The 22,995-nt window shown below is 67.9% G+C and carries 20 protein-coding genes; 16 read left to right on the top strand and 4 right to left on the bottom strand.

Features of this window, described 5'->3' with window-relative positions; genetic code table 11:
- Nucleotides 1-9 precede the first annotated feature (9 nt).
- From hypF to ACLJRM_RS34625, 9 genes are all read left to right on the top strand, one after another.
- On the top strand, nt 10-2,304 hold the full coding sequence (gene hypF, locus ACLJRM_RS34665; RefSeq protein WP_410665488.1) for a carbamoyltransferase HypF: 2,295 nt from the start codon (nt 10-12) through the stop codon (nt 2,302-2,304).
- On the top strand, nt 2,301-3,290 hold the full coding sequence (locus tag ACLJRM_RS34660; protein ID WP_410665487.1) for an NAD-dependent epimerase/dehydratase family protein: 990 nt from the start codon (nt 2,301-2,303) through the stop codon (nt 3,288-3,290). The genes hypF and ACLJRM_RS34660 overlap by 4 nt, the downstream gene beginning before the upstream one ends.
- Nucleotides 3,291-3,321: 31 nt before the next feature.
- A complete protein-coding gene (locus ACLJRM_RS34655) occupies nt 3,322-4,494 on the top strand; it encodes a DegT/DnrJ/EryC1/StrS family aminotransferase (RefSeq protein ID WP_101606228.1) in 1,173 nt (390 codons plus the stop codon).
- Entirely contained in the window at nt 4,491-4,949 is a 459-nt protein-coding gene (locus tag ACLJRM_RS34650) for an NUDIX hydrolase (RefSeq protein WP_101606229.1), read from the top strand. The genes ACLJRM_RS34655 and ACLJRM_RS34650 overlap by 4 nt, the downstream gene beginning before the upstream one ends.
- Nucleotides 4,946-5,764, top strand: coding sequence for an inositol monophosphatase family protein (locus tag ACLJRM_RS34645; RefSeq protein WP_410665486.1), 819 nt, complete (start codon nt 4,946-4,948; stop codon nt 5,762-5,764). The genes ACLJRM_RS34650 and ACLJRM_RS34645 overlap by 4 nt, the downstream gene beginning before the upstream one ends.
- A gap of 23 nt (nt 5,765-5,787) precedes the next feature.
- Entirely contained in the window at nt 5,788-7,047 is a 1,260-nt protein-coding gene (locus tag ACLJRM_RS34640; protein WP_410665485.1) for an MFS transporter, read from the top strand.
- Nucleotides 7,031-8,728 carry a hypothetical protein gene (locus tag ACLJRM_RS34635; RefSeq protein WP_410665484.1) on the top strand — a complete coding sequence of 566 codons (1,698 nt, stop codon included), beginning with the start codon at nt 7,031-7,033 and terminating at the stop codon, nt 8,726-8,728. The genes ACLJRM_RS34640 and ACLJRM_RS34635 overlap by 17 nt, the downstream gene beginning before the upstream one ends.
- Nucleotides 8,725-9,303 (top strand): SMI1/KNR4 family protein, encoded by a 579-nt coding sequence (locus ACLJRM_RS34630; protein ID WP_410665483.1) that lies wholly within the window; start codon nt 8,725-8,727, stop codon nt 9,301-9,303. Before ACLJRM_RS34635 ends, ACLJRM_RS34630 begins: the two co-directional genes overlap by 4 nt.
- A 115-nt stretch (nt 9,304-9,418) precedes the next feature.
- Entirely contained in the window at nt 9,419-9,829 is a 411-nt protein-coding gene (locus ACLJRM_RS34625) for a hypothetical protein (protein WP_101606233.1), read from the top strand.
- 282 nt (nt 9,830-10,111) lie between these two features.
- On the opposite strand, the gene ACLJRM_RS34620 is transcribed toward ACLJRM_RS34625, so the two are convergent.
- Nucleotides 10,112-10,477: a hypothetical protein gene (locus ACLJRM_RS34620; protein ID WP_410665482.1), complete on the bottom strand. Its 366-nt coding sequence runs from the start codon at nt 10,475-10,477 to the stop codon at nt 10,112-10,114.
- 434 nt (nt 10,478-10,911) lie between these two features.
- On the opposite strand from ACLJRM_RS34620, the gene ACLJRM_RS34615 reads away from it, so the two are divergent.
- The 5 genes from ACLJRM_RS34615 (at nt 10,912) to ACLJRM_RS34595 (ending at nt 18,256) form a co-directional block, all read left to right on the top strand.
- The gene (locus ACLJRM_RS34615) at nt 10,912-12,876 is read left to right on the top strand and encodes a prolyl oligopeptidase family serine peptidase (RefSeq protein WP_410665481.1); all 1,965 of its coding nucleotides are present in this window, start codon (nt 10,912-10,914) and stop codon (nt 12,874-12,876) included.
- A gap of 21 nt (nt 12,877-12,897) precedes the next feature.
- A complete protein-coding gene (locus tag ACLJRM_RS34610; RefSeq protein WP_410665480.1) occupies nt 12,898-14,208 on the top strand; it encodes an NAD(P)/FAD-dependent oxidoreductase in 1,311 nt (436 codons plus the stop codon).
- Between the two features lie 57 nt (nt 14,209-14,265).
- The gene (locus tag ACLJRM_RS34605; protein WP_410665479.1) at nt 14,266-15,486 is read left to right on the top strand and encodes a PucR family transcriptional regulator; all 1,221 of its coding nucleotides are present in this window, start codon (nt 14,266-14,268) and stop codon (nt 15,484-15,486) included.
- 962 nt (nt 15,487-16,448) lie between these two features.
- Complete coding sequence (locus ACLJRM_RS34600; protein WP_410665478.1) at nt 16,449-17,252, top strand: SDR family oxidoreductase; 804 nt, start codon at nt 16,449-16,451, stop codon at nt 17,250-17,252.
- Nucleotides 17,253-17,365: 113 nt separating this feature from the next.
- Complete coding sequence (locus ACLJRM_RS34595) at nt 17,366-18,256, top strand: helix-turn-helix transcriptional regulator (RefSeq protein WP_410665477.1); 891 nt, start codon at nt 17,366-17,368, stop codon at nt 18,254-18,256.
- 13 nt (nt 18,257-18,269) lie between these two features.
- Here the strand turns inward: ACLJRM_RS34595 and ACLJRM_RS34590 are convergent, their stop codons facing one another.
- Nucleotides 18,270-18,713, bottom strand: coding sequence for a hypothetical protein (locus tag ACLJRM_RS34590; protein ID WP_410665476.1), 444 nt, complete (start codon nt 18,711-18,713; stop codon nt 18,270-18,272).
- Between the two features lie 863 nt (nt 18,714-19,576).
- Between ACLJRM_RS34590 and ACLJRM_RS34585 the strand changes: the two genes are divergently transcribed.
- Nucleotides 19,577-20,707 (top strand): amidase domain-containing protein, encoded by a 1,131-nt coding sequence (locus ACLJRM_RS34585; RefSeq protein ID WP_410665475.1) that lies wholly within the window; start codon nt 19,577-19,579, stop codon nt 20,705-20,707.
- On the top strand, nt 20,704-21,141 hold the full coding sequence (locus ACLJRM_RS34580; RefSeq protein WP_410665474.1) for a hypothetical protein: 438 nt from the start codon (nt 20,704-20,706) through the stop codon (nt 21,139-21,141). Before ACLJRM_RS34585 ends, ACLJRM_RS34580 begins: the two co-directional genes overlap by 4 nt.
- Before the next feature lie 259 nt (nt 21,142-21,400).
- On the opposite strand, the gene ACLJRM_RS34575 is transcribed toward ACLJRM_RS34580, so the two are convergent.
- Both ACLJRM_RS34575 and ACLJRM_RS34570 read right to left on the bottom strand, forming a co-directional pair.
- Nucleotides 21,401-22,291: an alpha/beta fold hydrolase gene (locus ACLJRM_RS34575; protein WP_410665473.1), complete on the bottom strand. Its 891-nt coding sequence runs from the start codon at nt 22,289-22,291 to the stop codon at nt 21,401-21,403.
- Nucleotides 22,292-22,394: 103 nt separating this feature from the next.
- The gene (locus ACLJRM_RS34570) at nt 22,395-22,973 is read right to left on the bottom strand and encodes a TetR/AcrR family transcriptional regulator (RefSeq protein ID WP_410665472.1); all 579 of its coding nucleotides are present in this window, start codon (nt 22,971-22,973) and stop codon (nt 22,395-22,397) included.
- Nucleotides 22,974-22,995 lie beyond the last annotated feature (22 nt).

Here is a 22,995-nt window from a genome sequence, read left to right as displayed (position 1 = left end):
AGTATTCGCGTGGCAGGGGTGGTCCAGGGCGTGGGGTACCGGCCCTTCGTCTACAAGCTCGCGTTGAACTGCGACCTGACCGGCTGGGTGCTCAACGACCCGGAGGGTGTGCTGATCGAGGTCACCGGCAGGCCGGAGGAGGTGCACCGCTTCACCGAAGGCCTCAGCACGCAGGCGCCGCCCCAGGCCAGGGTCACGGCGGTCCAGGTGAACGACCTGCCCGAGGCCGAGGCGCGCCCGGAGGGGTTCACCATCAGGGAAAGCAGGCACAGCGGCCTCCGGACCACGGTCGTGCCCGCCGACTCCTACGTCTGCGCCGACTGCCGCGCCGAGCTGCGTGATCCGGCCGACCGCCGCTACCGGTATCCGTTCATCAACTGCACCAACTGCGGCCCGCGGTACTCGATCATCCGCGAGCTGCCCTACGACCGGGCCGTCACCACGATGGCGGGCTTCACCATGTGCGGCCCGTGTGCCACCGAGTACGGGGACCCGCTGGACCGTCGCTATCACGCCCAGCCCAACGCCTGCCCCGACTGCGGTCCCCGGCTGTTGCTGGCCGGTACCGGTGGCGAGGCGGCTTCGGGGGAGGAAGCGCTCGCCGCGGCCACGGCGGCACTCGCCGAGGGCGGCATCGTCGCGGTCAAGAGTGTCGGCGGATTCCATCTCGCGGTCAACGCCCGTGACGGCGAGGCGGTCGCCCGGCTGCGGACCCGCAAACGGCGTGATTCCAAGCCGTTCGCGGTGATGGCCCGCGATCTGGGCACCGTCGAAGAGTTCGCCGAGGTCCGTCCCGCCGAGGCCGAACTGCTGCTCTCGCCTGCCCGGCCGATCGTGTTGCTGCGCAAGCGATCCCCGGGACTGCCGGAGCAGATCGCCCCGCGTAACCCCAATCTCGGCGTCATGCTCCCCTCCGCGCCGGTGCACCACCTTCTGCTCGACCACGCCGGTCTGGACACCCTGGTCATGACCAGCGGCAACATTTCCGGCTACCCGATCGTGTACCGCAACGAAGACGCGCTGGCGCAGCTCTTCGCCGTCGCCGACCTGATCCTCTACAACGACCGCGACATCGAAGTCCGGGTCGACGACTCGATCGTCCGGTACTCCGAGCATCCCGAACTCGGCGAGCCACTGGTCGGTTTCATCCGCCGGTCCCGCGGCTACGCGCCGTATCCCGTGGAGGTCGGCACGCAACTGGCGCCGCTGGTGGCCTATGGCGCCGAGCTGAAGACGACCGTCGCGTTGAGCAGCGGCTCACGTGTCTACGTCAGCCAGCACATCGGCGACATCAAGAACGACGAGACCTTCAGCGCGCATCGGGAAGCCGTCCGTCATCTCGCCGATCTCCACGACCTGCATCCGCGGCACGCCGCGGTGGACCTGCATCCGCAGTTCCGCGCGACCCGGTTCGCCTTTCAGGAGCAGGGCGAAACCTTCGAGCAGGTCGTCCCGGTCCAGCACCATCACGCGCACATGGCCTCCTGTATGGCGGAGAACCGGCTCGACGGCGAGACCATCGGTGTCATCTTCGACGGCACCGGCTACGGCGACGACGGCACCATCTGGGGTGGCGAGTTCCTCGTCGGCGGCTATCGCGATGCACGTCGCGTCGCGCATCTGCGGACCGTGCCGCTTTTGGGCGGCGACAAGGCGGTCACCGAACCGATCAGGACGGGGTTCGCGCTGGCGCTGGACGCGTTCGGCGAGACTTCCGCCGCGGTCAACGCCTTTCCGGTGCTGGAGACCCTCGACGAGCAGGCGCGGCACGTCTTCGCGACCATGGCGCAGCGTGGGATCAACGCTCCACCCGCGTCCAGTATGGGCCGGTTGTTCGACGGCGTCGCCGCGTTGCTCGCCATCACCACACACGCCGAATACGAGGCGCAGGGCCCGATCGAGCTGGAGGGTCTGCTCGAACGCGACTTCACCATGGCCGAGCAGGAACACCGGTACCGATTCGGCCTGAACGACCGGGAAATCGACCCTCGGCCGGTGATCAGGGCGCTCGCCGCGGACCGGGCGGCGGGGCTGGACTCCGCCACGTTGAGCCGTCGTTTCCACTCGGCCGTGGTCGACATGGTCGTCGACCGATGCCAGGCGCTCCGGGAGTCCGGAACGCACCGGGTGGTGCTCTCCGGCGGCGTCTTCTTGAACGAGTTCCTGGTGGTCAACTGCATGGTGGAGCTGCGGAAGGCGGGATTCGACCCGTACTGCCACCAGCAGGTGCCGACCAACGACGGCGGCATTTCGCTCGGTCAGATCGTGGTGGCCGACGCCAGGCTGGGAGACGACGCGCGATGAAGAAGTACCTGATCACCGGCGGGCGAGGGTATATCGGATCGGTCCTGACCAGGCGACTCTGCCGAACCGGGGCAGAGGTCGTGGTCGTCGACAACGGTCTGGTCGGCGGTCCGGAACTCGAACTGCCCGGGGTCACCTACATCGACGGCGACGTCCTCGACACGGGTGCCTGGGACAAGGCCCTCGACAGGGTGGACGCGGTGGTGCACCTGGCGGCGATCGTGGGCGATCCGGCCTGCGGCGTCGACACGGACACCGCCTGGGACGTCAACTATCTCGGCACCATCCGGGTCGCCGAGGCGTGCCGGCGGGCCGGGATCCGGTCGCTGGTCTTCGCTTCCACTTGCAGCAACTACGGATTCACGGCGGACACGGAAGTGGGCGTCCTGTCACCCATGGCGCCCCAGTCGGTCTATGCCGAATCCAAGGTGCTGTCCGAGCACTACCTGCTCTCCCTGCCCCGTGACGAGCTTTCCCCTCGTCTGCTGCGGTTCGCCACCATCCACGGCCTTTCCCCGCGGATGCGGTTCGACCTCGCCGTCAACATCATGACGGCGAACGCCGTGGAACACGGCCGGGTCACCGTGCACGGCGGGACCCAGTGGCGGCCCTTCCTGCACGTCGAGGACGCCGCCGCGGCGGTGCACCTGGTACTCCAGGACGACCGGCCCACCGCCCCGAGTATCTACAACTGCGGCTTCGGCGAAGAGAACTACCGCATGGACTCCATCGGCAAGCTGATCGCCGAGGAGATCGACGGCGTCCGCATGGAGATCCTCGAAGAGCACACCGATCCACGGAACTACCGGGTGAACTTCGATCCCATCCGGCGGGAACTGGGCTTCACCCCGAGCCGCCGGGTCGTCGACACCGCCCGGGAGATCCGGGACGCCATGCGCGAAGGGAAGTACTCGGACTTCGCCTCGCCTCGCTACAGCAACTACCTGACCGCGGTGGCCCAGCGCGTTGACCCGGTCTCGGCGTGAGTTTCCGTCTTCCACCCTCAGGAGCCCGACCATGACCGACCTCAGCCCGAACACCCGGCCGAGACGTTTTCCCGAACTCGTGCCCATGGTCCGCCCGACCGTGGAAGCCGATGCCGAGATGGAGCTGGCCGTCAAGGAGATCCTCCAGTCGGGGATGCTCACCAACGGGCGGTACGTAAGGGAATTCGAGGAAGCCGCGAGCGTGTACCTGGGGGTCGATCACGCGGTCGCGGTCAGCAACTGCACCACCGGGTTGATGCTCGTGTTCCGCTGCCTGGAGCTGACCGGTGACGTCGTCGTCCCGAGTTTCACCTTCATGGCTTCCGGCCACGCCCTCCGCTGGGCAGGGCACGGGATCCGGTTCGCCGACTCGGATCCCCGCACCTGGACCCTCGACCCGGAGGCCGTGGCCCCGCTCCTGCCGGAAGCGGCCGCCGTGCTGGCGGTGCACACGTTCGGGGTCCCGTGCGACGCCGGTCCGTTGCAGGAACTGTGCGACTCCCGGGGGATTCCGCTCGTCTTCGACTCCGCGCACGGCTTCGGCAGCCGCTACCCCGACGGGAGCATGGTCGGCAGCAAAGGGGTGGCCGAGGTGTTCAGCCTCAGCCCGACCAAAACCCTCAGCACCGGCGAGGGCGGGCTGATCACGACGAACGACGCCGCTCTCGCCGCCAAGCTGAGGATGGCACGCGAATACGGCAATCCCGGCGACTACGACAGCCGGTTCGCCGGACTCAACGGCCGGATGACGGAGGTCTCCGGGTTCATGGGCGTACACGCGCTCAACCGGTTCTCCCACTGGATCGGCATCAGGCGTTCCCTGGCGGAGCGCTATCGCTCCCGGCTGGACGGACTGCCCGGCCTGGAGTTCCAGACGATTCCGGAGGGCGCCGCGACTTCGTACAAGGACCTGGGGATCCGTGTCGACGCCACCCGCTTCGGGATGCCCCGCGACGAACTGGCCGAACGGCTGGCGCAGGAGAACGTCAGCACTCGCAAGTACTTCAGCCCGGCCTTGCACCAGCAGACCGCCTATCGGGACGTCCCCGCCGTCGCGGAGCTGCCGGTGACCGAAGAACTGGCTTCGAGCATGATCACGCTGCCGCTCTACTCTCATATGCCCGCGGGGGTCGTCGACGAGATCTGCGACCTCATCCGCGAAATATCCGCGACAGCACAGAAAGCAGGCGGTAGAGCATCGTGAACGACTACGTGGCGGAACTGCGGAAACTGGTCGGAACCCGGCCGCTGATCCTTCCGGGGACCTCGGTCGTGATCACCGATCCTGCCGACCGCGTCCTGCTGCTGGAGCGGGTCGACACCGGCGGCTGGGGGCTGCCCGGCGGCCTCATGGAGCCGGGGGAGTCGTTCGAGGAGACCGGACGGCGGGAGGTCAAGGAGGAGATCGGCCTGGAGATCGGCGACCTGAACCTGCTGGGGCTCTTTTCCGGAGCGGAGTACTACTACCGCTATCCGCACGGCGACGAGATCTACAACATCACCGCCGCGTACGTGGCCCGCCTGCCGGAGGACGCCACCATCGTCCTGGACACCGCGGAGAACAGCACCTGGCGGTTCTTCGGGCTGGACGAGATCCCGGACACCGTGATCACTCCGGAGCAGCCCATCATCGCGGAATACGCCAAGGTCGCGCCATGACCGGACCGGATCCCGGATTCGCGGAGTTCATCGAGACCTGCCTTCGTGAGGCGTCCAAAGTGGCCGTGGGAATGCGGGGCACCGGCGAGACGACGGTCAAGTCGTCGGACGTGAACCAGCTCGTGACCGACACGGACCTCGCCGTCGGCGCGCTGCTGACCGGGCGGATCAGGGAACGGTATCCGCGGCACGCGATCCTGGAAGAGGAGAGCGGGGCGACCCCCGGCGACGACGAGGTCACCTGGATCGTGGATCCGTTGGACGGCACGAGCAATTACGCCGCGGGCAGCCCGCTCTACGGGGTGATGATGGCGGCGGTCGGCGCCGGGGGCGTCCTCGCGGGCGGGCTCGCGCTGCCGTCGTTCGACACCGTTTACGTCGCCGAAGCCGGCAAGGGCGCCACGCGCAACGGGCAGCCGCTCGGACCGCTCCCGGCCACCGGTCCGGAGAAGTCGTTGGTGGCCTTCGGAATGGACAAGGGCCCGCCCGGCCTGATGGCCGCCGAAGGCAGGCTCGCCGCGGCACTCGGTACGGCGTGCCTCGGCGTCCGCATGAGCAACAGCGTCTTCGACATCTGCATGGTGGCCGACGGCGCTTACGGGGCGTTCGTGCATCGCAGCTGCCGGATCTGGGACGTGGCGGCCGCGTTGTGCGTTCTGGGGGAATGCGGCGGGGTCTGCACCGATCTCGACGGGCGGCCGCTGGATCTCACCGACCCGCTGACGAAGGCGGATCGGGTCTTCGAGGTCTGCCTGGCTTCGGCCGGTGTGCATCCCGCCGTGATGACCGCGCTGAAAGCGGCGGCCCCGGCGTGAGGGGCTACTCGCAGGACGCCAGAGTGAGCATTTTCGCCCTGATCCTGGGATTGACCTGCGGCTACGACGCCACCGCGATGGCGGGCGCGCTGCTGCTGGTCACCGACCACTTCGACCTCACGACGACACAGCAGGGTTCGCTGTACGCCGCCACGGCGGCGGGCTGGATCGCCGGCGCCGTTGTGGGCAGCAAGCTCGTCAACGCCCTCGGCCGCCGCAAGACCCTGCTCGGCTTGACACTCCTGTACCTGGTGGCCACCGGCATCGCCGTCACGGCGGCGAATCCGCTGTGGCTGGGCGCGGGCCGGTTCGGGCAGGGCACCGCGATCGGCATCGCCATCGTGACGACCCCGATCTTCATCGCCGAATCGGCCACCACGCGCGCTCGCGGGCGCATCGCGGTCCTCTACCAGGTGGCGACCTCCGTCGGGATCGCGATGGGCTACTTCGGCGGCTACTTCCTCGCGGACAGCGGGCAATGGCGGCTGATGCTCGCCATTCCCGGCGTCCTCGCCCTCGCCACCGCGTTGTGGCTGCTGGGGCTGCCCGAGACCGAACGCTGGCGGCAGCTCCGGCGGGAGGGAGCCGCACGCCAGGTGGGCGTCGTGCGCGCGATCTTCGGGCCCCGTTACCGGAGACTCACGCTTTTCGTCGTCACACTGGGGTTTTTCGTCCAGGCCACCGGCATCAACGCGATGGTCTTCTTCAGCCCGCGGATCTTCCAGCACATCGGCTACACCGATGACTTCGGACTGCTCGTCCTGCCCGGTTTCGTCCAGCTCGCCGGTGCCGCCGCGGCGCTCGTCTGCGCGCTGACGATCGACCGGTTCGGCAGGCGGCCGGTGCTGCTCACCGGTACCACCCTGATGGGGCTGGGACACGCGCTGCTGGTGATCGGCTTCGCCACCGATTCTCCCGGTGTGGTCGGCTTTCTCGGTCTCATCGCCTTCATCGTCGGCTTCAACTCGGGCTTCGGGGCGCTGGTGTGGGTCTTCGCCGCCGAAGGTTTCCCGGATCACCTTCGGGGCGCCGGGGCGTCGGTGATGCTGCTGACGAATCTCACGACGAACCTGTTCGTGGCCCAGTTCTTCCTCGACGTGCTCAACGCCATCGGCGGCCTGCTGACCTTCCTCGTCCTCTTCGCCATCACGGCTCTGGCCTGGATCTTCGTGTTCTTTCTCGCTCCGGAGACGAAGGGCCGGTCGCTGGACGAGGTCCAGTCCTATTGGGAAGCGGGCAGACGCTGGCCCGCCCCCGACGACACCCATGCCGCGGCCTCCTGAACCGCGGTCGGTGCTGGTGATCGGCTCCGGTCCGGTTGTGCTCCGCCATACCGCCGCCGCGTGCCGGGTGCTCAAGGCGGCGGGCCTGCGGGTCACGGTGGTCGACAGCAACCTGGCGACGATGACGACCGATCCGGAGTTCGCCGATTCCACCTACCTGGAGCCGATCGACCCCGGCACGGTCGAGCAGGTCATCGCCAGGGAACGGCCGGACGCCCTGCTCGCCACCCTCGGCGGGCAGGCCGCGCTCGACACCACGGTCGCCCTGTACGAGTCCGGGGTGCTGACCCGGTACGGCGTCGAGCTGATCGGCACCGGTATCGACGCGATCCTGGCAGGCGAGAATCCCGAGGAGCTCGCCCGGATCGCCGGGCGGGCGGGGGCCGAGATGGTGCCGGAAACGTCCGTGCCCGGCTGGGAGAAGTTCGAGCTCGAAGTGGTCCGCGACCACGAAGACACGGTGGCCGTCGCCTGCTCGTCGGAAGGATCGCCGACCGACCGGGCGTACCGGCGGATGTGCGACGTCGCCGTCGCGGTGACCCGGGCGGTCGGCGCCGGACCCGGTGGCTGCACCGTCCGGTTCGCGGTCGACCCGCCCGGCGGCCGTGTGGTCGTGACCGGGTTCGACTCCCGGGTGACCGGCTCCAGTGCGCTCGCCGTCAAACTGGCCGTCGGTCACACCCTGGACGGCCTCGGTTTCGTGACGGCGGCGCGGCCGCCGGGCGCCGGCTCGACCGGCGACGCGCTCGAGATCGATGTCGACGCCCTCTACGACGGCCATGAGTTGTATCTGGGCGGGGTGATGGAGCGCTTCGAAGCCCCCGGCGACCCGGCCTGCGTGCTACCGCCGATCACCCTCGGCCGCGCCGATCTCGCCAGGATCCGTGAGGCCACCCGAGTCCTGGCCGAAAACACGGGGCTGCGCGGGCCGCTGAACGTCCGGTACGCGCTCACGCCGGGTGCTTTGTCCGTCCTGGAGGCGAATCCGCGGGAAGACCGCACCATCCCGTTCGTGTCGAGGGCCACCGGCGTGCCGCTGGCCAAGGCCGCCGCGCGGGTGATGCTCGGCGCCCGCATCGCCGACCTGCGCGCCGAGGGCCTCTTGCCGCCCATCGGAGACGGCGGCACTTTCCCGCCGGACGCCGCCGTCGCGGTCAAACAGGGCGAGGTGATGGGGATCGACTCGAATTTCGGCACCGCTTACGCCAAGGCACAGGCCGCCGCGTCCGGCCCGCTGCCCACCAAGGGCCGGATCTACGCCGCGTTCGCCGCCCGCGACAACCGGTCGATGATCTTCCCGGTGAAAGCACTGGCGGACAACGGTTTCGAAATCCTGGCCGCCGAAGGAACCGGCACCATCCTCCAGTACCTCGGGCTGCCGGTCACGATCGCCCGCGAACACTCCCTTGTGGACCTCGTAGAGGCAGGCGACATCGTTTTGGTCGTCGACACCCTGCCCGGGAAAAGACAAGACGAGATCCGCACCGCGGCGGCCGCCCGCGGAATCCCGTACCTCACGACGGTCCAGGGGCTGGCCGCCGCGGTGCAAGGCATCGAGGCCGTCACCCGCGGCCACTCGAGCGTCATCTCGCTTCAGGAACACATCGCCGCTCTGTGGCCGGTTCGGCCTGGCAGGATTCCTCGTGAGGAAACCAGTCTGACCGACCAGGAGAAGATGTGACACACGCGCCAAGACGGTCGCACGTCGACGAGATCTGCGAGCTCGTCGGCTGGCAGGCCGGTGACTTCCGGCCGGAGTTGGACTGGACCACCGTCGAACGCGAACTGGGAACACCGCTGCCCGGTGACTACAAGGAGTTGCTCACGCGGTTCCCTGCCGGCGGTTTTCGCGGCGTGATCGAGATTTCGAATCCCGGCCAAAGCGCCGAGGAATGCGCGAACGTCAAGAGGCACAACCACCAGATGCTGGGGTTCTTCGGCGACGAAGACCTCGGCTACCTGCGCGGTGTCACTTACCGGTTGTTCCCGGAGCCCGGTGGCCTCTACCCCTGGGGGAACGACGGTGCGGGCGGAACGTTCTGGTGGATCACCGGGCCGGCGGATCCGGACGAGTGGCCGGTCGTCTACCACGATCGGGATGCCTGGCACGAGGAGCATCCCGGGCCGATGACGAGCGTCATCCGGGAGGTGCTGGTGAGTACCGGGGAGGACAACATCTTCGGCTGGAGCATCGCGGAAAATCCGGTAAAGTTCGGCGGCTTCTGGGGAAACCGGTTCATCGCCCATCCTGGCTGAGGCTCTTTTCCGGAACCGGCAAGGGTTTCCGATCGTCGAACCACCGACGGGCCGGCAGCCCGCTCGGCCCGTCGGATCCGGCGCCTCGCGCCGCGAGAGAGGGAAGGACGTGTCGATGCGCGAAAGCATCAGCAAGATCGGCCTGGCCAAAGGAACGATGGTCATGATCGGAGCGTTCACCGCCGCGAGTCTCGCGCTGCCCGCCACCGCGAACGCCGCCCCCGCCGCCGGGTGCTCGGCCTTCATGAACTCCGCGGTCAGCGGCGGCTACAAAGCCACCCTCAACTGCAAGGGCATCGGGCTCTCCTTCATCGACGGGCTCGGCACCACCCTCACCGATGCCAGTACGGAAGCGCGTGCCTTGGCACAGATCGCGCTCGGCGGTGGCGACACCTGCAGTGCCTTCGTGTACGCCACGACTCCAGGTGGCTACAAAGTCACCCTCACCTGCGTCCACAGCGGTCTCGTATCCGGTGTGGGCACCACCTTGACCGACGCCTCACGGGCTGCCCGGGCGTCCATTTAGCGAGGGGCAAGGCAAAGGCGGCTTGATCGGGTGCTGAGGGTCGTGAGTGGCGATTCGTGTTCTAGCCCGAATCGCCACTCACGACCACCCCGACCCACTCGGTACCGGCACCCTGGTCGCTGACCCGTTCGGCGAGAAACAGGTCGACGTTCGGAGTGACGGGTACGCCGTCCGGCATCGTGGCGGGGCGGTGGTGTGCACCGGCGGATCCGCAGCCGCCTGTCGAGGTAGTGGATCTCGCCGGTGCCGACGTCGCGGGCGAAGGGCAGGAACGGGAAGCCGTCACCGTGGCCGGTGTGCTCGGCCAGGGGGGTCGGTGACGAACACGAACCGGGGCGGCAGCGACTCCCTGATGTCGTCGGCCGTCGCGTCGATGAGGTGCACCGGTAGCGGGCCGCTCATCCTGCCGTCACGATCGAACGCGGCCTCTTCGGCAGGCCAGGTCCAGAGCCAGCCGAGCGGGAAGTCCGTTGTGGCCGCGAGCGCACGGGTGCGGTCCGGGTCCGTGCGCAGCGTCGTGGGCTGGCTGCCGAGCTGCCAGTGGTCGCGCGGCCGAGGTCTCGCTCGTTTCACAGCCACCTGCGGAGGCCGGAGATCGATGACGTGACGTAGCCAGTTCAGCAGTTCCTGCTTGGGCTCTGCGGTCACGCCGGTATCTTCTCGCTTCCACTCAGAGGCTCCGCGCGTGTCTCGCTACCGGGCCGACGGCCACTCGGCGACGTCGGCACCGTCGCCTCCCGCCTGCGCGATCCTCCGCCGGTGGTCCAGTCCGCACCAGTGCGGCTTCGCGCTGGTCCGGCGGCCGTATGAGCCCCGCCCGCATAGCCGCGACGTCCCGCAGGACACCACGCATCCTCGCTGCGCTCGCCGATACCGACGTTGTCGCGCAAGCCGCGCCATCGTGGATAGCGACTTCGGCGAGACCATCCGCTGTGTACTGAGACTTGGCAGGCATCGAGCCAACCAAAACGACAGATGTCGTGTTCAGCTGCTGCGAAGATCGGCGTTTGTCGGCTGTGCGGCGCCACTCGCGGAGCTCAGAATCAGGGACGGGTCGACCTCGAGCAGGAAGGAACGCGTGAGTGGCAGACGTGGACACGACAGAGATCCATCAACGGGTCACGGCACACCTGACAGCGCTTCACGAGCCCGCCTTCGGCCAGCCGCACGCGATCCGCGAGCCGCACGTGACTCCGGACGGTTCGCGCACAGTGGTAACCGGTGCGGTGTTCGACGAGCTGGAGGGCGTGCCCAGGACCGCGATCTACACCGCGGAAGGCGGTGAATTCCAGCCTGTCACCGGTGGCCCGGGCTCGTCGCGGGGTGCGCGGTTCTCGCCGGACGGCACCACGCTCGCCTTACTGTCCGATCGGCAAGAGACCGGTGTGTTCCAGCTTTACCTGCTCGATCACGACCGATTCGGGGAGGCGCGGCCCGCACCGGAGCTTCCTGGTCACGTCGAGTACGCCCATTGGTCCCCCGACGGCGGCAAGGTGCTGCTCGGGGTGGCGGGGTTCGGGGCGGACCTCTCCGGCGGACAGGGCTCGGGCACGGCCTCGAAACCGGACCGGGAGCGCCCCTCCTGGTTCCCCGAGGTCGACGACGGAACTTACGGCACCGGGTGGCGGAGCTTGTGGGTCCACACCGTCGCGACCGGCGAGTCGACTCAGGTCTCTCCGGCCGGTATGAACTGCTGGGAAGCCGGGTGGTGTGGTCCCGGCCGGATCGTGGCGATCGCGTCCGACGCACCCGGCGAGGACGCGTGGTACACCGCGCACCTGAGTCTGATCGACCTCGACGGCGGCGTCCGCGAGCTGCTGGGCAGCGATGTCCAGCTGGGATTGCCGACCGGTTCCCCGGACGGCAGGTGGGTGACCGCGGTCGAAGCGGTCTGCAGCGACCGGTTGCTGGTCGCGGGTGATGTGGTGCTCATCGACACGGCCACCGGTGCTGTGCGGCGGATCGACACTCGCGGCACGGACGTCACGCAGCTGGAGTGGATCGGTAGCGGACGCCTGGGCTACATCGGGCTGCGGCGACTCGACTCGGTCGCCGGGATCATCAGCGTGCCCGGCGGCGAGGTCGACGAGGTGTTGTCGACACAGCTGGCGTGCTCCGGCGGAGGTTTCCTCCCGCAAGGGGCGTTCACCGCGGACGGCCGCGTGCTGACCGTGCAGGACTCCTACGAACTCGCGCCACGACTGGTGCTGGGCGACGGGCGGCCGCTCGCCACGGTGGCGCACGCGGGAACCGAGTTCCTTCGTTCGGTGGCCGGGTCGGCCGAGGTCGTCACCTGGACGGCGCCGGACGGCCTGGACATCGACGGCATCCTGTGCCGCCCGGACGGGCAGGGCCCGTTCCCGCTGGTCGTCAGCATCCACGGCGGCCCGATCTGGGCGTACCAGAACTCGTGGTCCATGCGGTATCCCTGGGTCCCGTTGCTGGTGGAGCGGGGTTACGCCGTGTTGAGCCCGAACCCCAGGGGCAGTTGCGGGCGCGGACAGCAGTTCGCCGGGCAGGTGGTCGGCGACATGGGTGGCGCCGACACCTACGACTACCTCGCCGGAATCGACGCGCTGGTCGAGCGCGGGGTCGTCGACGGCTCCCGAGTCGGCCTGATCGGCGGCAGCTACGGCGGGTTCATGTCGTCGTGGCTGGTCACCCAGGACTCGCGGTTCGCCGCTGCAGTGCCCGTCTCGCCGGTGACGAACTGGTACAGCCAGAGCTTCACCAGCAACATCGCCGCGTGGGGCACCCGCTTCCTCGGCGCGGATCCCGAGCAGCCGGGCACCCTCGCCCACCTGCGCAGCCCGGTGCTGCAGGCGAGCAAGGTGCGGACGCCGTGCCTGAACGTCGCAGGCGCGCGGGACAAGTGCACACCACCCGGCCAGGCTCGTGAGTTCCACCAGGCCCTGCTCGCCCACGGCGTGCCATCGGCGCTGGTGATCTACCCGGAGGAAGGGCACGGTATCCGGGCTTTCCCCGCCCAGACGGACTTCCTCGCCCGTGTGCTGCAGTGGTTCGGGCGCCACATGCCGGCTTGCTGAAGCACAGGGAGGACGAGGACGATGAGCTCACAACTCAGTGCGGACGTCGTGGTGGTCGGCGCGGGCGTGATCGGATCGGCGATCGCGCTCGAACTGGCGAAGGCGGGACGCCAGGTCGTGGTGGTGGACCGCGCGAGTGGCGCCGGACAGGGCTCGACGAGCGCGTCGAGTGCCGTGGTGCGGTACAACTTCTCCACTCTCGCCGGTGTGGCCACCGCCTGGGAGTCGCACTTCTGCTGGTCGGCGTGGAGCGAGCACCTCGGCCATGACGTCGGCGACCTGGCCCGGTTCGAGCGCAGCGGGCTGGTCATGCTGGACGTCGCCGCCGCGCCGCGCGACAGCTGGCTGCCGCTGTTCGACGAAGTCGGCGTGCCCTACCAGGAATGGGACAGCGCGACCCTTCTCGACTGCGTGCCCGGCATCGACGCAGGCCGGTTCTGGCCGCCCCGGCGCATCGACGACGACGCCTTCTGGGCCGACACCACCGACACGCTCGGCGCCGTCTACACCCCCGACGCCGGGTACGTCACCGACCCCCAGCTCGCCGCGCAGAACCTCGCGGCGGCGGCCACGCGGGAAGGCGCGCGGTTCCGGTTCCGCGCCACGGTGTGCGCGGTGGAATCACGCCACGGGCGGGCAAGCGCCGTCGGGCTCGCGGACGGCACGAAGATCGCCGCACCGGTGGTCGTCAACGCCGCGGGACCGTGGTCGGGCAAGCTCAACCAGCTGGCGGGAGTCGGGGCAGACTTCACCATCGGCGTACGGCCGCTGCGGCAGGAAGTCGCCCACGTGCTCGCACCGGAGGGATATCACCCGCCCGGCGGGGTGGGGCCGGCTGTGGCAGACATGGACCTGGGGGTCTACGTCCGCGGTGAGGTCGGCGGTGGCCTGCTCGTGGGTGGCACCGAGCCGGCGTGCGACCCGCTGCACTGGCTCGACGACCCCGACGACGCCCAGCCGAACCCGACCATGGCCGTGTTCGAAGCCCAGGTCACGCGGGCGGCACGGCGGCTGACCGGGCTGCGGGTACCGAACCGGGCGCGCGGGATCGTCGGCGTGTACGACGCCGCCGACGACTGGACGCCGATCTACGACCGCACCGAGCTGCCCGGGTTCTACGTCGCGATGGGCACCAGCGGCAACCAGTTCAAGAACGCCCCCGTCGTCGGCAGGCTGATGGCCACGCTGATCGACCGCGTCGAGTCGGGCGCCGACCACGACACCCGCCCGGCCCGCTACCGGGGCGCCCACACCGGCCTGGAGATCGACCTCGGGGCGTTCTCCCGCAGGCGCGAGCGCAACTCGGGCAGCTCCGGCACGGTGATGGGCTGACCGGCTCCGGTTGGGGACGGCTACCGTGGACGGCATCCGCCGAGGGAAGGGACGGGTGTGCCCGACCGCGACCTCCAGTCCATCGTGGACGAACTCGCCGAGCGCCTGCGGCGGTCGGTCGCGATCGACGACCCGGCCCTGCGCCTGCTCGCCGCCAGCCGCCACTTCGGCGACGAGGACACCCTCCGCGTCAGCTCGGTGATGAACCGATCCGTGCGGCCGGAGATCGTCGACGACATCCTTGCCCATGGGATCAGCCGCTGGGTCGCGCCCGGCTTCGTCGACGTCGAGGGCGCGATGCCGAGGCTGTGCGCGCCGGTGCGCTGCAACGGCATGCTGCTCGGCTACCTGTGGCTGATCGACAAGGACGGCGCGTTCACCGGCCGCGAGGTGGCGGCAGCAGGCGAGGCAGCAGCCTCCGCCGGGGTGGTGCTCCTGCGCCGGTTGCTGCTGCACGAACGGTCGAAGGCACGTCAGGAAGGCATCCTGCGCGAACTCGTCTCCGCCGACCCGGCGGTGCGTGCGCAAGCGATCGAAGACCTGCACGCCGAGCAGCTTTTCGGCGACGAGTGCGGCCACTTCACCGTGCTCACCGTGCAGTGCCCGGCTTCGCAGGCCTCCGCGACACCGCGAGAGGTCGCGTTCGACGCAGCAGTCGAGGACGGGCTGCGGGCCGTCGCCGACGACGTAGCCCTGATGGCGACGAACCGCTGGCGCGCGTGGATCCTGCTCGTTCAGCGGGTTCCGCCGTCCCGGGCCCTCGTCGACGCGGTCGCCGAGCGGATCACGGGCCGCTTCCGGCTGCTCGGCGATGAGCAGGCGCGGCTGGTGTTCGGGCTCGGCGGTTCCGTGACGGTCCTCGGCGACGTCGTCACGTCGTACCAGCAGGCGTTGCTGGCTGCTCGCGCGGCCCTGCTGCTGCCTGGTTTCGGGATGCTCGCCCGCTGGGGTGAACTGGGTCCTTACGAGCTGCTGCTGAAGCTCCCGCCCGAAGACCTCCTCAACGCGTCGCAGGTTCCGGCGCTCGCGGCGGTGGAGGCGGAGGACACGCACGACGTCCTGATCTCCACGCTGTCCGCCTTCTTCGACCACGGCGGCAACATCCAGCGCGCCGCCGACTCGCTGCACGTCCACCGCGCCACTCTGTACCAGCGCATCAAGCGGATCGAGCAGATCAGCGGGTGCAGCCTGGACTCCGGCGACGACCGGCTCATGCTGCACCTCGGGCTCAAGCTGCGGGTCATCGCCGCGGCCTACCGCGATCACCCGAACCGCTGATCTCATGACCGTCGAACGCCGGCATGGCACGCGTTCGCCTCTCCGGCGGACGCCACCCACGTCCTCATCCTCGCTGAGGATGAGGACCGGGAGATCGACGTGGAAGGCCGGACGCGCGTGCCCGATGTTCGATTTGGCTCGGATCAGCTCCGGCTGGTATTTCCAGCGGGTCTCCATGAACTCGAACGGTCCTGCGTCGATAAGTGCCAGGGTCGTAGGTCGTTCTGAGGCTCGGTGCGTTGGATAGCCAGTCAGGCGAAGGCTGGCTGCGGCCGGCGACTGGGAGCTGGGTGTTCGAGATCCCGAGCGTGTCGCGCACTCGGGCTTTGACGTCACTGCTGCCCTGCAGCTGGCCTCGGTGCGAACGTCAATGTAGACCTTGATCATCTGTTGCCGGACCGGATGACGCGGCAACTGCTTCGAGCTCAAGCCTCGAGTGCTGCGGATTTCGTGCCCTACGCTGTCTCCGATTGGGCTCCGTTCGCTCCGGTGTGGCGATAGTTGGAGAAGTGCTTTGCAGAGCCGGTGGTGGCGTAGCAGCCTTTCTGCTTCCTCGTCACAACCCGCTTCCACGGTTGGAGGGTGTACTCGTGGTCCGCTTTTACTCGAAGTGCGGCTACTCGATTCCAGCGATTCGGAGCTGATACGTAACCCCGTCCACGCAGGTCCGACATTGGCCTGACCGTCGATTCACGACGACGATGCCGGGTCGCAATACGAATCAAAGCAATCAAGAAAATGACTGTGCCTGAGGGGATTGTGGCGGTGGGAGCCGACGCGCCAGACAAGGGGGCTCTCATAGTACCTGTATCGCCAGGGACTCCCAGACGTCCAGGACGCCTGTCAACCTGTTTGAGTCGACTTCCGGTTAGCTGCAGATTTACCTTCATCAGTTCAATTCAGCTGCACTGGACGCGTGACCGTGTCAGCACATGCGTCCACGGCAGAAGGGACGAAGACCCATGGCGGACAACCAGTTCACCACTCACTCAGGACTTTTCGATCTGAGTGGGAAGTACGCACTTGTCACCGGCGGCACCAGAGGCATTGGGATGATGATCGCGCGCGGCCTTCTGCAGGCGGGCGCCCGCGTCGTCGTCAGCTCACGCAAGGCAGACGCGTGCGCGGAGGCACAGCGTCAACTGTCCGAATTCGGCGACGTTCAAGCAATCCCCGCCGACCTGTCCAGATACGATGAGTGTCAGCGCCTCGCTGATCTGGTCAAGGCCGACTCGGAACGCCTGGACATCCTCGTCAACAACGCGGGAGCGATGTGGCGCGAGCCGCTGGAGACGTTCCCGGCCGAGGCATGGGACGCGGTGATCGACCTCAACCTCAAGTCGCCGTTCTGGCTGGTGCAGGCGCTGCTGCCCGCACTGCGCAGGGCGGGCACCGCCGATGATCCCGCGCGGATCATCAACATCGGCAGTATCGCCGCCATCCACGTCGCCGAGGCGCCCAACTACTCGTACGCCAGCAGCAAAGCGGCACTCCATCAGCTCACCAGGGTGCTCGCCAGGGAACTGGGCCCACAGCACGTCACGGTGAACGCGGTGGCCCCGGGAGTGTTCCCGTCGCGGATGATGGCGGCCACGATCGATGCCATCGGTGACACGATCGCGGCGAAGGCGCCCTTGCGCCGGCTCGGCCGCGACGACGACATGGCAGGTGTCGCCGTCTTCCTCGCCAGCCGGGCCGGGTCTTACCTGACGGGCGCCATCGTCCCGGTCGACGGCGGCACCGCCACGACCGCATCGGGTACCTAGACGCGAGACTTTGCCGTCGGCCCACGGGCCCTCGTGAACTACTTCAAGTCGGGTCTCAACGGGGGTACCAGCAGAACCTCCCTTCGCCCGCGGACAGGGCCTATGGTGAAGGGGTGGTCAAGATCGATCTGCGCACTGAGATCAAGGAGTTCCTGAGTTCGCGTCGCGCTCGGATCACGCCCGAGCGGGCCGGACTACCCTCCTACGGCGGCAACCGCCGGGTCAAAGGTCTGCGCCGCGAAGAGGTAGCTCTACTGGCAGGGGTATCGGTCGACTACTACGTGCGTATGGAGCGCGGCAGCCTCACCGGCGCCTCCGATGGGGTGCTCGACGCGTTGGCGTCCGCCTTGCACCTTGACGAGGCCGAGCGCGATCACCTCTTCCACCTCGCGCGGCAGTCCAGGGCACCCGGCGGTCCGCGCCGTCGGCGACCCGCCGTGACGGTGCGTCCGGCGCTTCAGCAGGTGCTCGGCGCCATCACCGATGCGCCGGCGTGGATTTGTAACGGCCGATATGACGTGCTGGCCATGAATCACCTTGCCCGCGCACTGTTTTCACCGGTACTGGCCGACGCGCGACGGCCGGCGAACACTGCGCGGTTCGTGTATCTGGATCCCGAAGCGGCAAAAACGTTCTTTGTCGACTATGACCGAATCGCCTGCGACGTGGCCGCGAAGCTGCGCATGGAAGCCGGCCGCAATCCGTACGACGAGGAGCTGGTCGCCCTGGTCGGTGAGTTGTCAACACGCAGTGAACTGTTTCGGCAGCGGTGGGCATCTCAGGACGTCCGGCTCCACCGGTCCGGACGCAAGCGCCTGCACCATCCGGTAGTGGGCCAGCTCGACCTGGACGTCGAGTCAATGGAACTGTCTGCCGACCCCGGCCTGCTCCTGACCGTTTACACCGCGGCCGTCGGCACGGCGACCGCGGACGGTCTGGCCCTGTTGGCGTCGTGGGCGGCAAGCCAGGAGAATCCAGCGACCGAGACTCAAGCGCTCAGCTGATATTCCGACCTTTTCAGTCCGTCTGAGTCAGCACTGAACAACCGCTGCCTGAGATGGGGATTCCCTCCGGCAGGGGCCCGCCCAGGCGGGCGCGCACGCGCGAGGCGAAGAGGTCGTAGCGCGTGGCCATTCGCGCTGTCGGGAGACGAATCGGTTCGTGCGCCGACGCCGGGCCGAATTGCTCACCAGCACGGAACTGATCTCGAGTCAGGTCGACCTCGATGCCGCTGGGCAAGCGATTCCAATAGTGCAGACCGTCGCGCTGACCATCGCGTCGAAAGACCTCCGAACAGAGTAAAACACCGCCGGAGAGTTCTGCCACTGCCATCGACGTGACACCGCAGTGCCCGGCCGCAGGGTTGCCGTCATCCCACGGGACGGCCGGATCGCAGGTCTGTTCGTCCCAACACTGCCGGAAGACGGCGTCCAGTTCCGTCAACGACCAGACAAAAGTCATCCGCGCTCTCCCGAAGACCAGTTCCTTCTAGCCGTCGAGCCTATCGCCGGTAGTCGGTCACGGACTCGGTCCAAGCCGGCCAACGCTGTCGGCGTAACGAGCTTTCTCCCGGAGAAGGTGAACAGAAAGTCTTCTTCTCTGCCCTGCTTGATCGCCAGAGCCTCGCCCAGCAGGCGGGTTGCGGCCTTGTCGGGAGACAGAGACCTTGGAGCGGTCCGGAACATTTTGCCCGCGTTGCCGGAGCGTCGGCACCGGGCGGTTCTGGGCTCAGCGCAGTGATCGCGCCGAGCACATCACACGTACCAGGGGCGGCACCGGACACCCCGTTCGACTGGATCCCGGAGGTTTGCTCCTGACAACCTGCCCGACTCGCTGGACGACATGTTCGCCACTCCTGCGAGCTTCAGCTGGCCGCCTACCGGGCGAACCGGCCCTTGCCGGGCCGGGCAGGGAGCTGGCAGTCGAGGCGAGTGGAAACGGATGGAGCGCTGGCGCGCCGAGCAGGCCGCCCAGGCCGGGCACGTGTGGTCACACGACACACGCAACCTGTGAACCTGAGTGTGCAGGAATTCGGCCAGTTCACCGCGATCGTGAAGAACCGGCTTTGAACGAATCCGGTATCGGTCCGGGTTGATCGGCGCCTTTTTCGCTGAATCTCGAACCAGGACCGCTGTAATCCCAGCTTGTCAAGATCTGTAGTTGTGATCAGGAGCAAGGTGGTGAGCCGAATGCAGTATTGTCCTAGTTATTGACATCTGCGACCCTTGTCCCCAAGGGGTTGATTTGGATTTTATTCTGTAATAGGGGGAATTGTGCACAAGCGTTTACTTATTCCACTAGTGCTGGCTGCTGCCATAAGCACGATGGTGAGCGGATCACCCGCGCTTGCCGATTCCGGTGAACTCTCGGAAAAGGATCAAGCTCAGCTCGTCTCGTTCGCCCGGCACTATCTGCAAGATCGGGCCGACCGGCTCACCACTCACGACGCGGTAGGCGCAGCCGCGCTGACGTCCGTCCGGTTCGGTGCGAGTCTCGACGCCGAACTGGCCGCCGACCGGGCCGCCATCGACGCCAGGCGGACGTTGCTGCGGAAGGTCAATGGCGGACACGACCGCGCCGAGGTGGCGGTCCTCGGCGCGGTGTTCCAGACTCGTGGTAGCAGCGTCGACGTGGCGTTCACCGAGCACACCAAGCTCCACTTCGCCCGTGTCCTGCCGGGAGCGCCGACATTCGAGGAGTACGGCCTCGACCGGCGACTCACCTTCACCAGCGGCTCAGAGGGGTGGCAGCTGACCGGGGACGTGGTGGAACTCGGTCCCGGGGAACTTGCGCCGGACACCGATCCCGCCGCCGCACCCGCTGTGGGCAAGGCCGCGGTTCCCACTCGGCAGACCGCCGCGACGTCACGCCCGGCAGACGACCGTACGCGCCAGGGAAGCGTGGTGAAGCCAGGTCTCGCTGGCGACGCCGTGTCCGCCGCGTACAACTACACCGCGATGCTGAACTACGCGAACCGCTACTGGGGTCCCAACGACTCGGACTACAACCAGGGATACCGGACCTACGGCGGCAACGGCGGGGACTGCACCAACTTCCTTTCGCAGATCGTCGGCGCGGGCGGGTGGACGACGGTGGGTTCCTGGCCGGGCGACAGCCGCTCGGACAACTCGAAGTGGTTCTACGGCGACTTCACTTGGACGACCAGTTACACCTGGGCCGCGGCGGAGAACTGGTATTGGTTCGGGGCGCACGAAGCGAAGCGGACTTCCTATCTCGACAACGTGTGGAAGATGTTGACGACCGATGTACTGCAGGTCGACTTCGATCGCGATGACAACATCAGCCACTCGTTGTTCGTCACCGGCCGCGCGGGATCGGGAGAATACGCGACCGAGCTGTACATGACCTACCACAGCAACAACACCCATGACCGGCCGCTCAGCAGCTTCATCGCCAGCGCGCCGGACGCCTGGTACTACTCTCACCGAACGTGAGGAATAGCCACGTGCACTCGTTCACCAACCGGTGCCGGCGGGGGCTGTTCGCGGTCCTCGTCGGCACCGGCCTGCTCACCGGTTGCGGCGGCGGCGACAGCGGAGCCGAGTCTCCGCAGGCCGCGGTCGACGCCTACGTCCGGGCGCTCAACGCGCGCGATGCCCCGGCGCTCGAACGGCTCGCTCCACCTGGCAACAACGCGGCCGACGAGGTCCGGCGCCGGATCGACGACTTCGGCGGCAAGGAGATCAGCCTCGGCGGCGTCAACATCTCCAGCGACATCTCACCGGACGTGGCAAACGCCCAGCTGACCGGCAGCGGCGGATACGCCGAGCGGTTGACACTCACCCGTAGGGATGAGCGTTGGTACGTGGTGCTCGGCCAGGCGGAGCAGAATCCTGCGAAACAGCCCGCGAGCACGAATTCCCGGTAGGCGACGAAGGCCGCACCCGATCCGGGTGCGGCCTTCGTCGATGGCGGGAAGTCCAACAAGGACAAAGGGTCCACGTTCCCCATCGACAACGACCTCCGCCGCACCGTCGGGCGAGCATCCCCGGCCAGAGCGGCGAACCACGGTTGTGGTTCGCCGGCGGCCCCTCGCCCGTGTTCACCGCGGCCTCCACCGAAGCCGATCTGGACAACCGCGAACGCGCTTTCGCCTGCCAGCAAGAAGTAGGCCCAGGTGTGGCCGGTCAGGTAGCCCAGGGCCGTGGCGCCAGGAACGGCACGATGATGGCGGCCATGTCGTCGGGTACTTCCTCGGCGAGGTCGTGTCCGGCGTCGAAGACGTGGCCAGTGACGTCGTGGGCCATGAGCCGCATCTGGGACTCGTTGCGGTCGCCGATGAACGCGGATCCGCCAAGCGCCAGGACGGGGATGTCCAGCTTCTTTTGTGCGGCTTGCCGGTTCTGTTCGGCGTCGACGAGCATCGCCCGGTAGATCGAGAGCATCGCGCGGATGCCGCCAGGCATGGAGTAGCAGCGCACGTATTCGTCGACCGCGTCAGGAGTGGCGGTGTCGGGGTGGCTGCGCTCGTACTTGATCATGTAGGTGATCAGCTCGCGCTCGTGCCCGGCGATCAGCATCTCGGGTACGTCCGGCTGGAAGTAGAAGCCCAGATGCCACAGGTGCATGCCGCCGGCGACGTTCTCGGCGGTGAGCGCGGTGTGGTCCTCGAAGCCGAACCCGGGGAACAACGCTTCCGCGAACACGAGAGCGTTGACGTGGCCGCGGTGGCGGGCGGCGAGCTGGTAGCCGATCACCGCTCCCCAGTCCTCGCCCGCCACGGCGTACGTCTCGTGTCCGAGGTGGGCCATCAGCTCGGCGACGTCGTCGCTCATCGTCGCGGAGTCGTAGCCATCCGCAGGACGGGCGGAGTCGCCGAGACCGCGAAGGTCCGGAACGACGACGGTGTAGTGGGGCGTCAGCTTCGGAACGAGATGGCGCCAGTGGTAACCGGTCTTGGGCACGCCGTGCAACAGCACCACCGCGGGGCCGGACCCGGCCGCCCGGTAGTGCAGGCTCGTTCCGTTGACTGCGGCACGTCCCGTGCGGACCGGCGTCCCGTCATGGTCGAACATCATGTTTCCCAACTTTCCTGGCGTACTTCGCGGTGCGAGGTGGCATTGCCGCGCAAGATGCTTCTTCTTTTCTGGATCGATCGATCCAGTTTGAGGGCGGCAAAAATCAGTCGAGAGCGGCCAGGGCGACCTCCACGAGTGGTTCGAGAGTGGAGACGTCCGGGGTGATCTTCGCGGAGACCAGTAGTCCGTTGAGGAAGGTGACAAGGAAGGCGGCCAGCGTGTGCGGGTCGTGCCGCGTCGCGATCTCGCCCCGCTCCGCCGCGATACGCAGCACCTCGACGAGCGCGTCCCGGCTGGCGTCCTGCATGTCCCGCACGGTGCGCCGGGTCGCCGTGTCCTTCGGCAGGCGCTCGCAAGCGGCATTGACGACCAGGCAGCCCCGGCCGTCGTCTTCCACGGCGATCAGGACCCGCTCGACCAGCATCGTGCGGATCATCGACCGGGCGTCCGCCCCCTCCTTGAGGTCGCGCAGGGCGGCTGCCGCGAGGGTGGTTCGGTAGTGCTCCAGCGCCGCCTGGTACAGGCCCTCCTTGTCGCCGAACGCGGCATACAAGGACCCCTGCCCGATCCTCAGGTGCCGGGTCAGGTCCCGTACCGAAGTCGCCTCGTAGCCGCGCGACCAGAACAGCTCCATCGCGCGGCTCACCGCCGCCTCGGTATCGAATTCACGAGTCCTGACCACGACTTCACCCTACCCTTTCTGG

Origin of the sequence: Amycolatopsis sp. lyj-84 (assembly GCF_046549075.1) — a bacterium.
GTDB lineage: Bacteria > Actinomycetota > Actinomycetes > Mycobacteriales > Pseudonocardiaceae > Amycolatopsis.
The sequence above is the reverse complement of the archived record's forward strand: the minus strand, read 5'-3'. Positions and strand labels throughout refer to the sequence as shown.

Excerpts from the sequence above, each read along its gene's own strand:
- ACLJRM_RS34660 (WP_410665487.1), top strand. The coding sequence starts at position 2,301 with ATGAAGAAGTACCTGATCACCGGCGGGCGAGGGTATATCGGATCGGTC.
- ACLJRM_RS34655 (WP_101606228.1), top strand. The coding sequence starts at position 3,322 with ATGACCGACCTCAGCCCGAACACCCGGCCGAGACGTTTTCCCGAACTC.
- ACLJRM_RS34645 (WP_410665486.1), top strand. The coding sequence starts at position 4,946 with ATGACCGGACCGGATCCCGGATTCGCGGAGTTCATCGAGACCTGCCTT.
- ACLJRM_RS34635 (WP_410665484.1), top strand. The coding sequence starts at position 7,031 with ATGCCGCGGCCTCCTGAACCGCGGTCGGTGCTGGTGATCGGCTCCGGT.
- ACLJRM_RS34625 (WP_101606233.1), top strand. The coding sequence starts at position 9,419 with ATGCGCGAAAGCATCAGCAAGATCGGCCTGGCCAAAGGAACGATGGTC.
- ACLJRM_RS34610 (WP_410665480.1), top strand. The coding sequence starts at position 12,898 with ATGAGCTCACAACTCAGTGCGGACGTCGTGGTGGTCGGCGCGGGCGTG.
- ACLJRM_RS34600 (WP_410665478.1), top strand. The coding sequence starts at position 16,449 with ATGGCGGACAACCAGTTCACCACTCACTCAGGACTTTTCGATCTGAGT.
- ACLJRM_RS34590 (WP_410665476.1), bottom strand. The coding sequence starts at position 18,713 with ATGACTTTTGTCTGGTCGTTGACGGAACTGGACGCCGTCTTCCGGCAG.
- ACLJRM_RS34585 (WP_410665475.1), top strand. The coding sequence starts at position 19,577 with ATGGTGAGCGGATCACCCGCGCTTGCCGATTCCGGTGAACTCTCGGAA.
- ACLJRM_RS34575 (WP_410665473.1), bottom strand. The coding sequence starts at position 22,291 with ATGATGTTCGACCATGACGGGACGCCGGTCCGCACGGGACGTGCCGCA.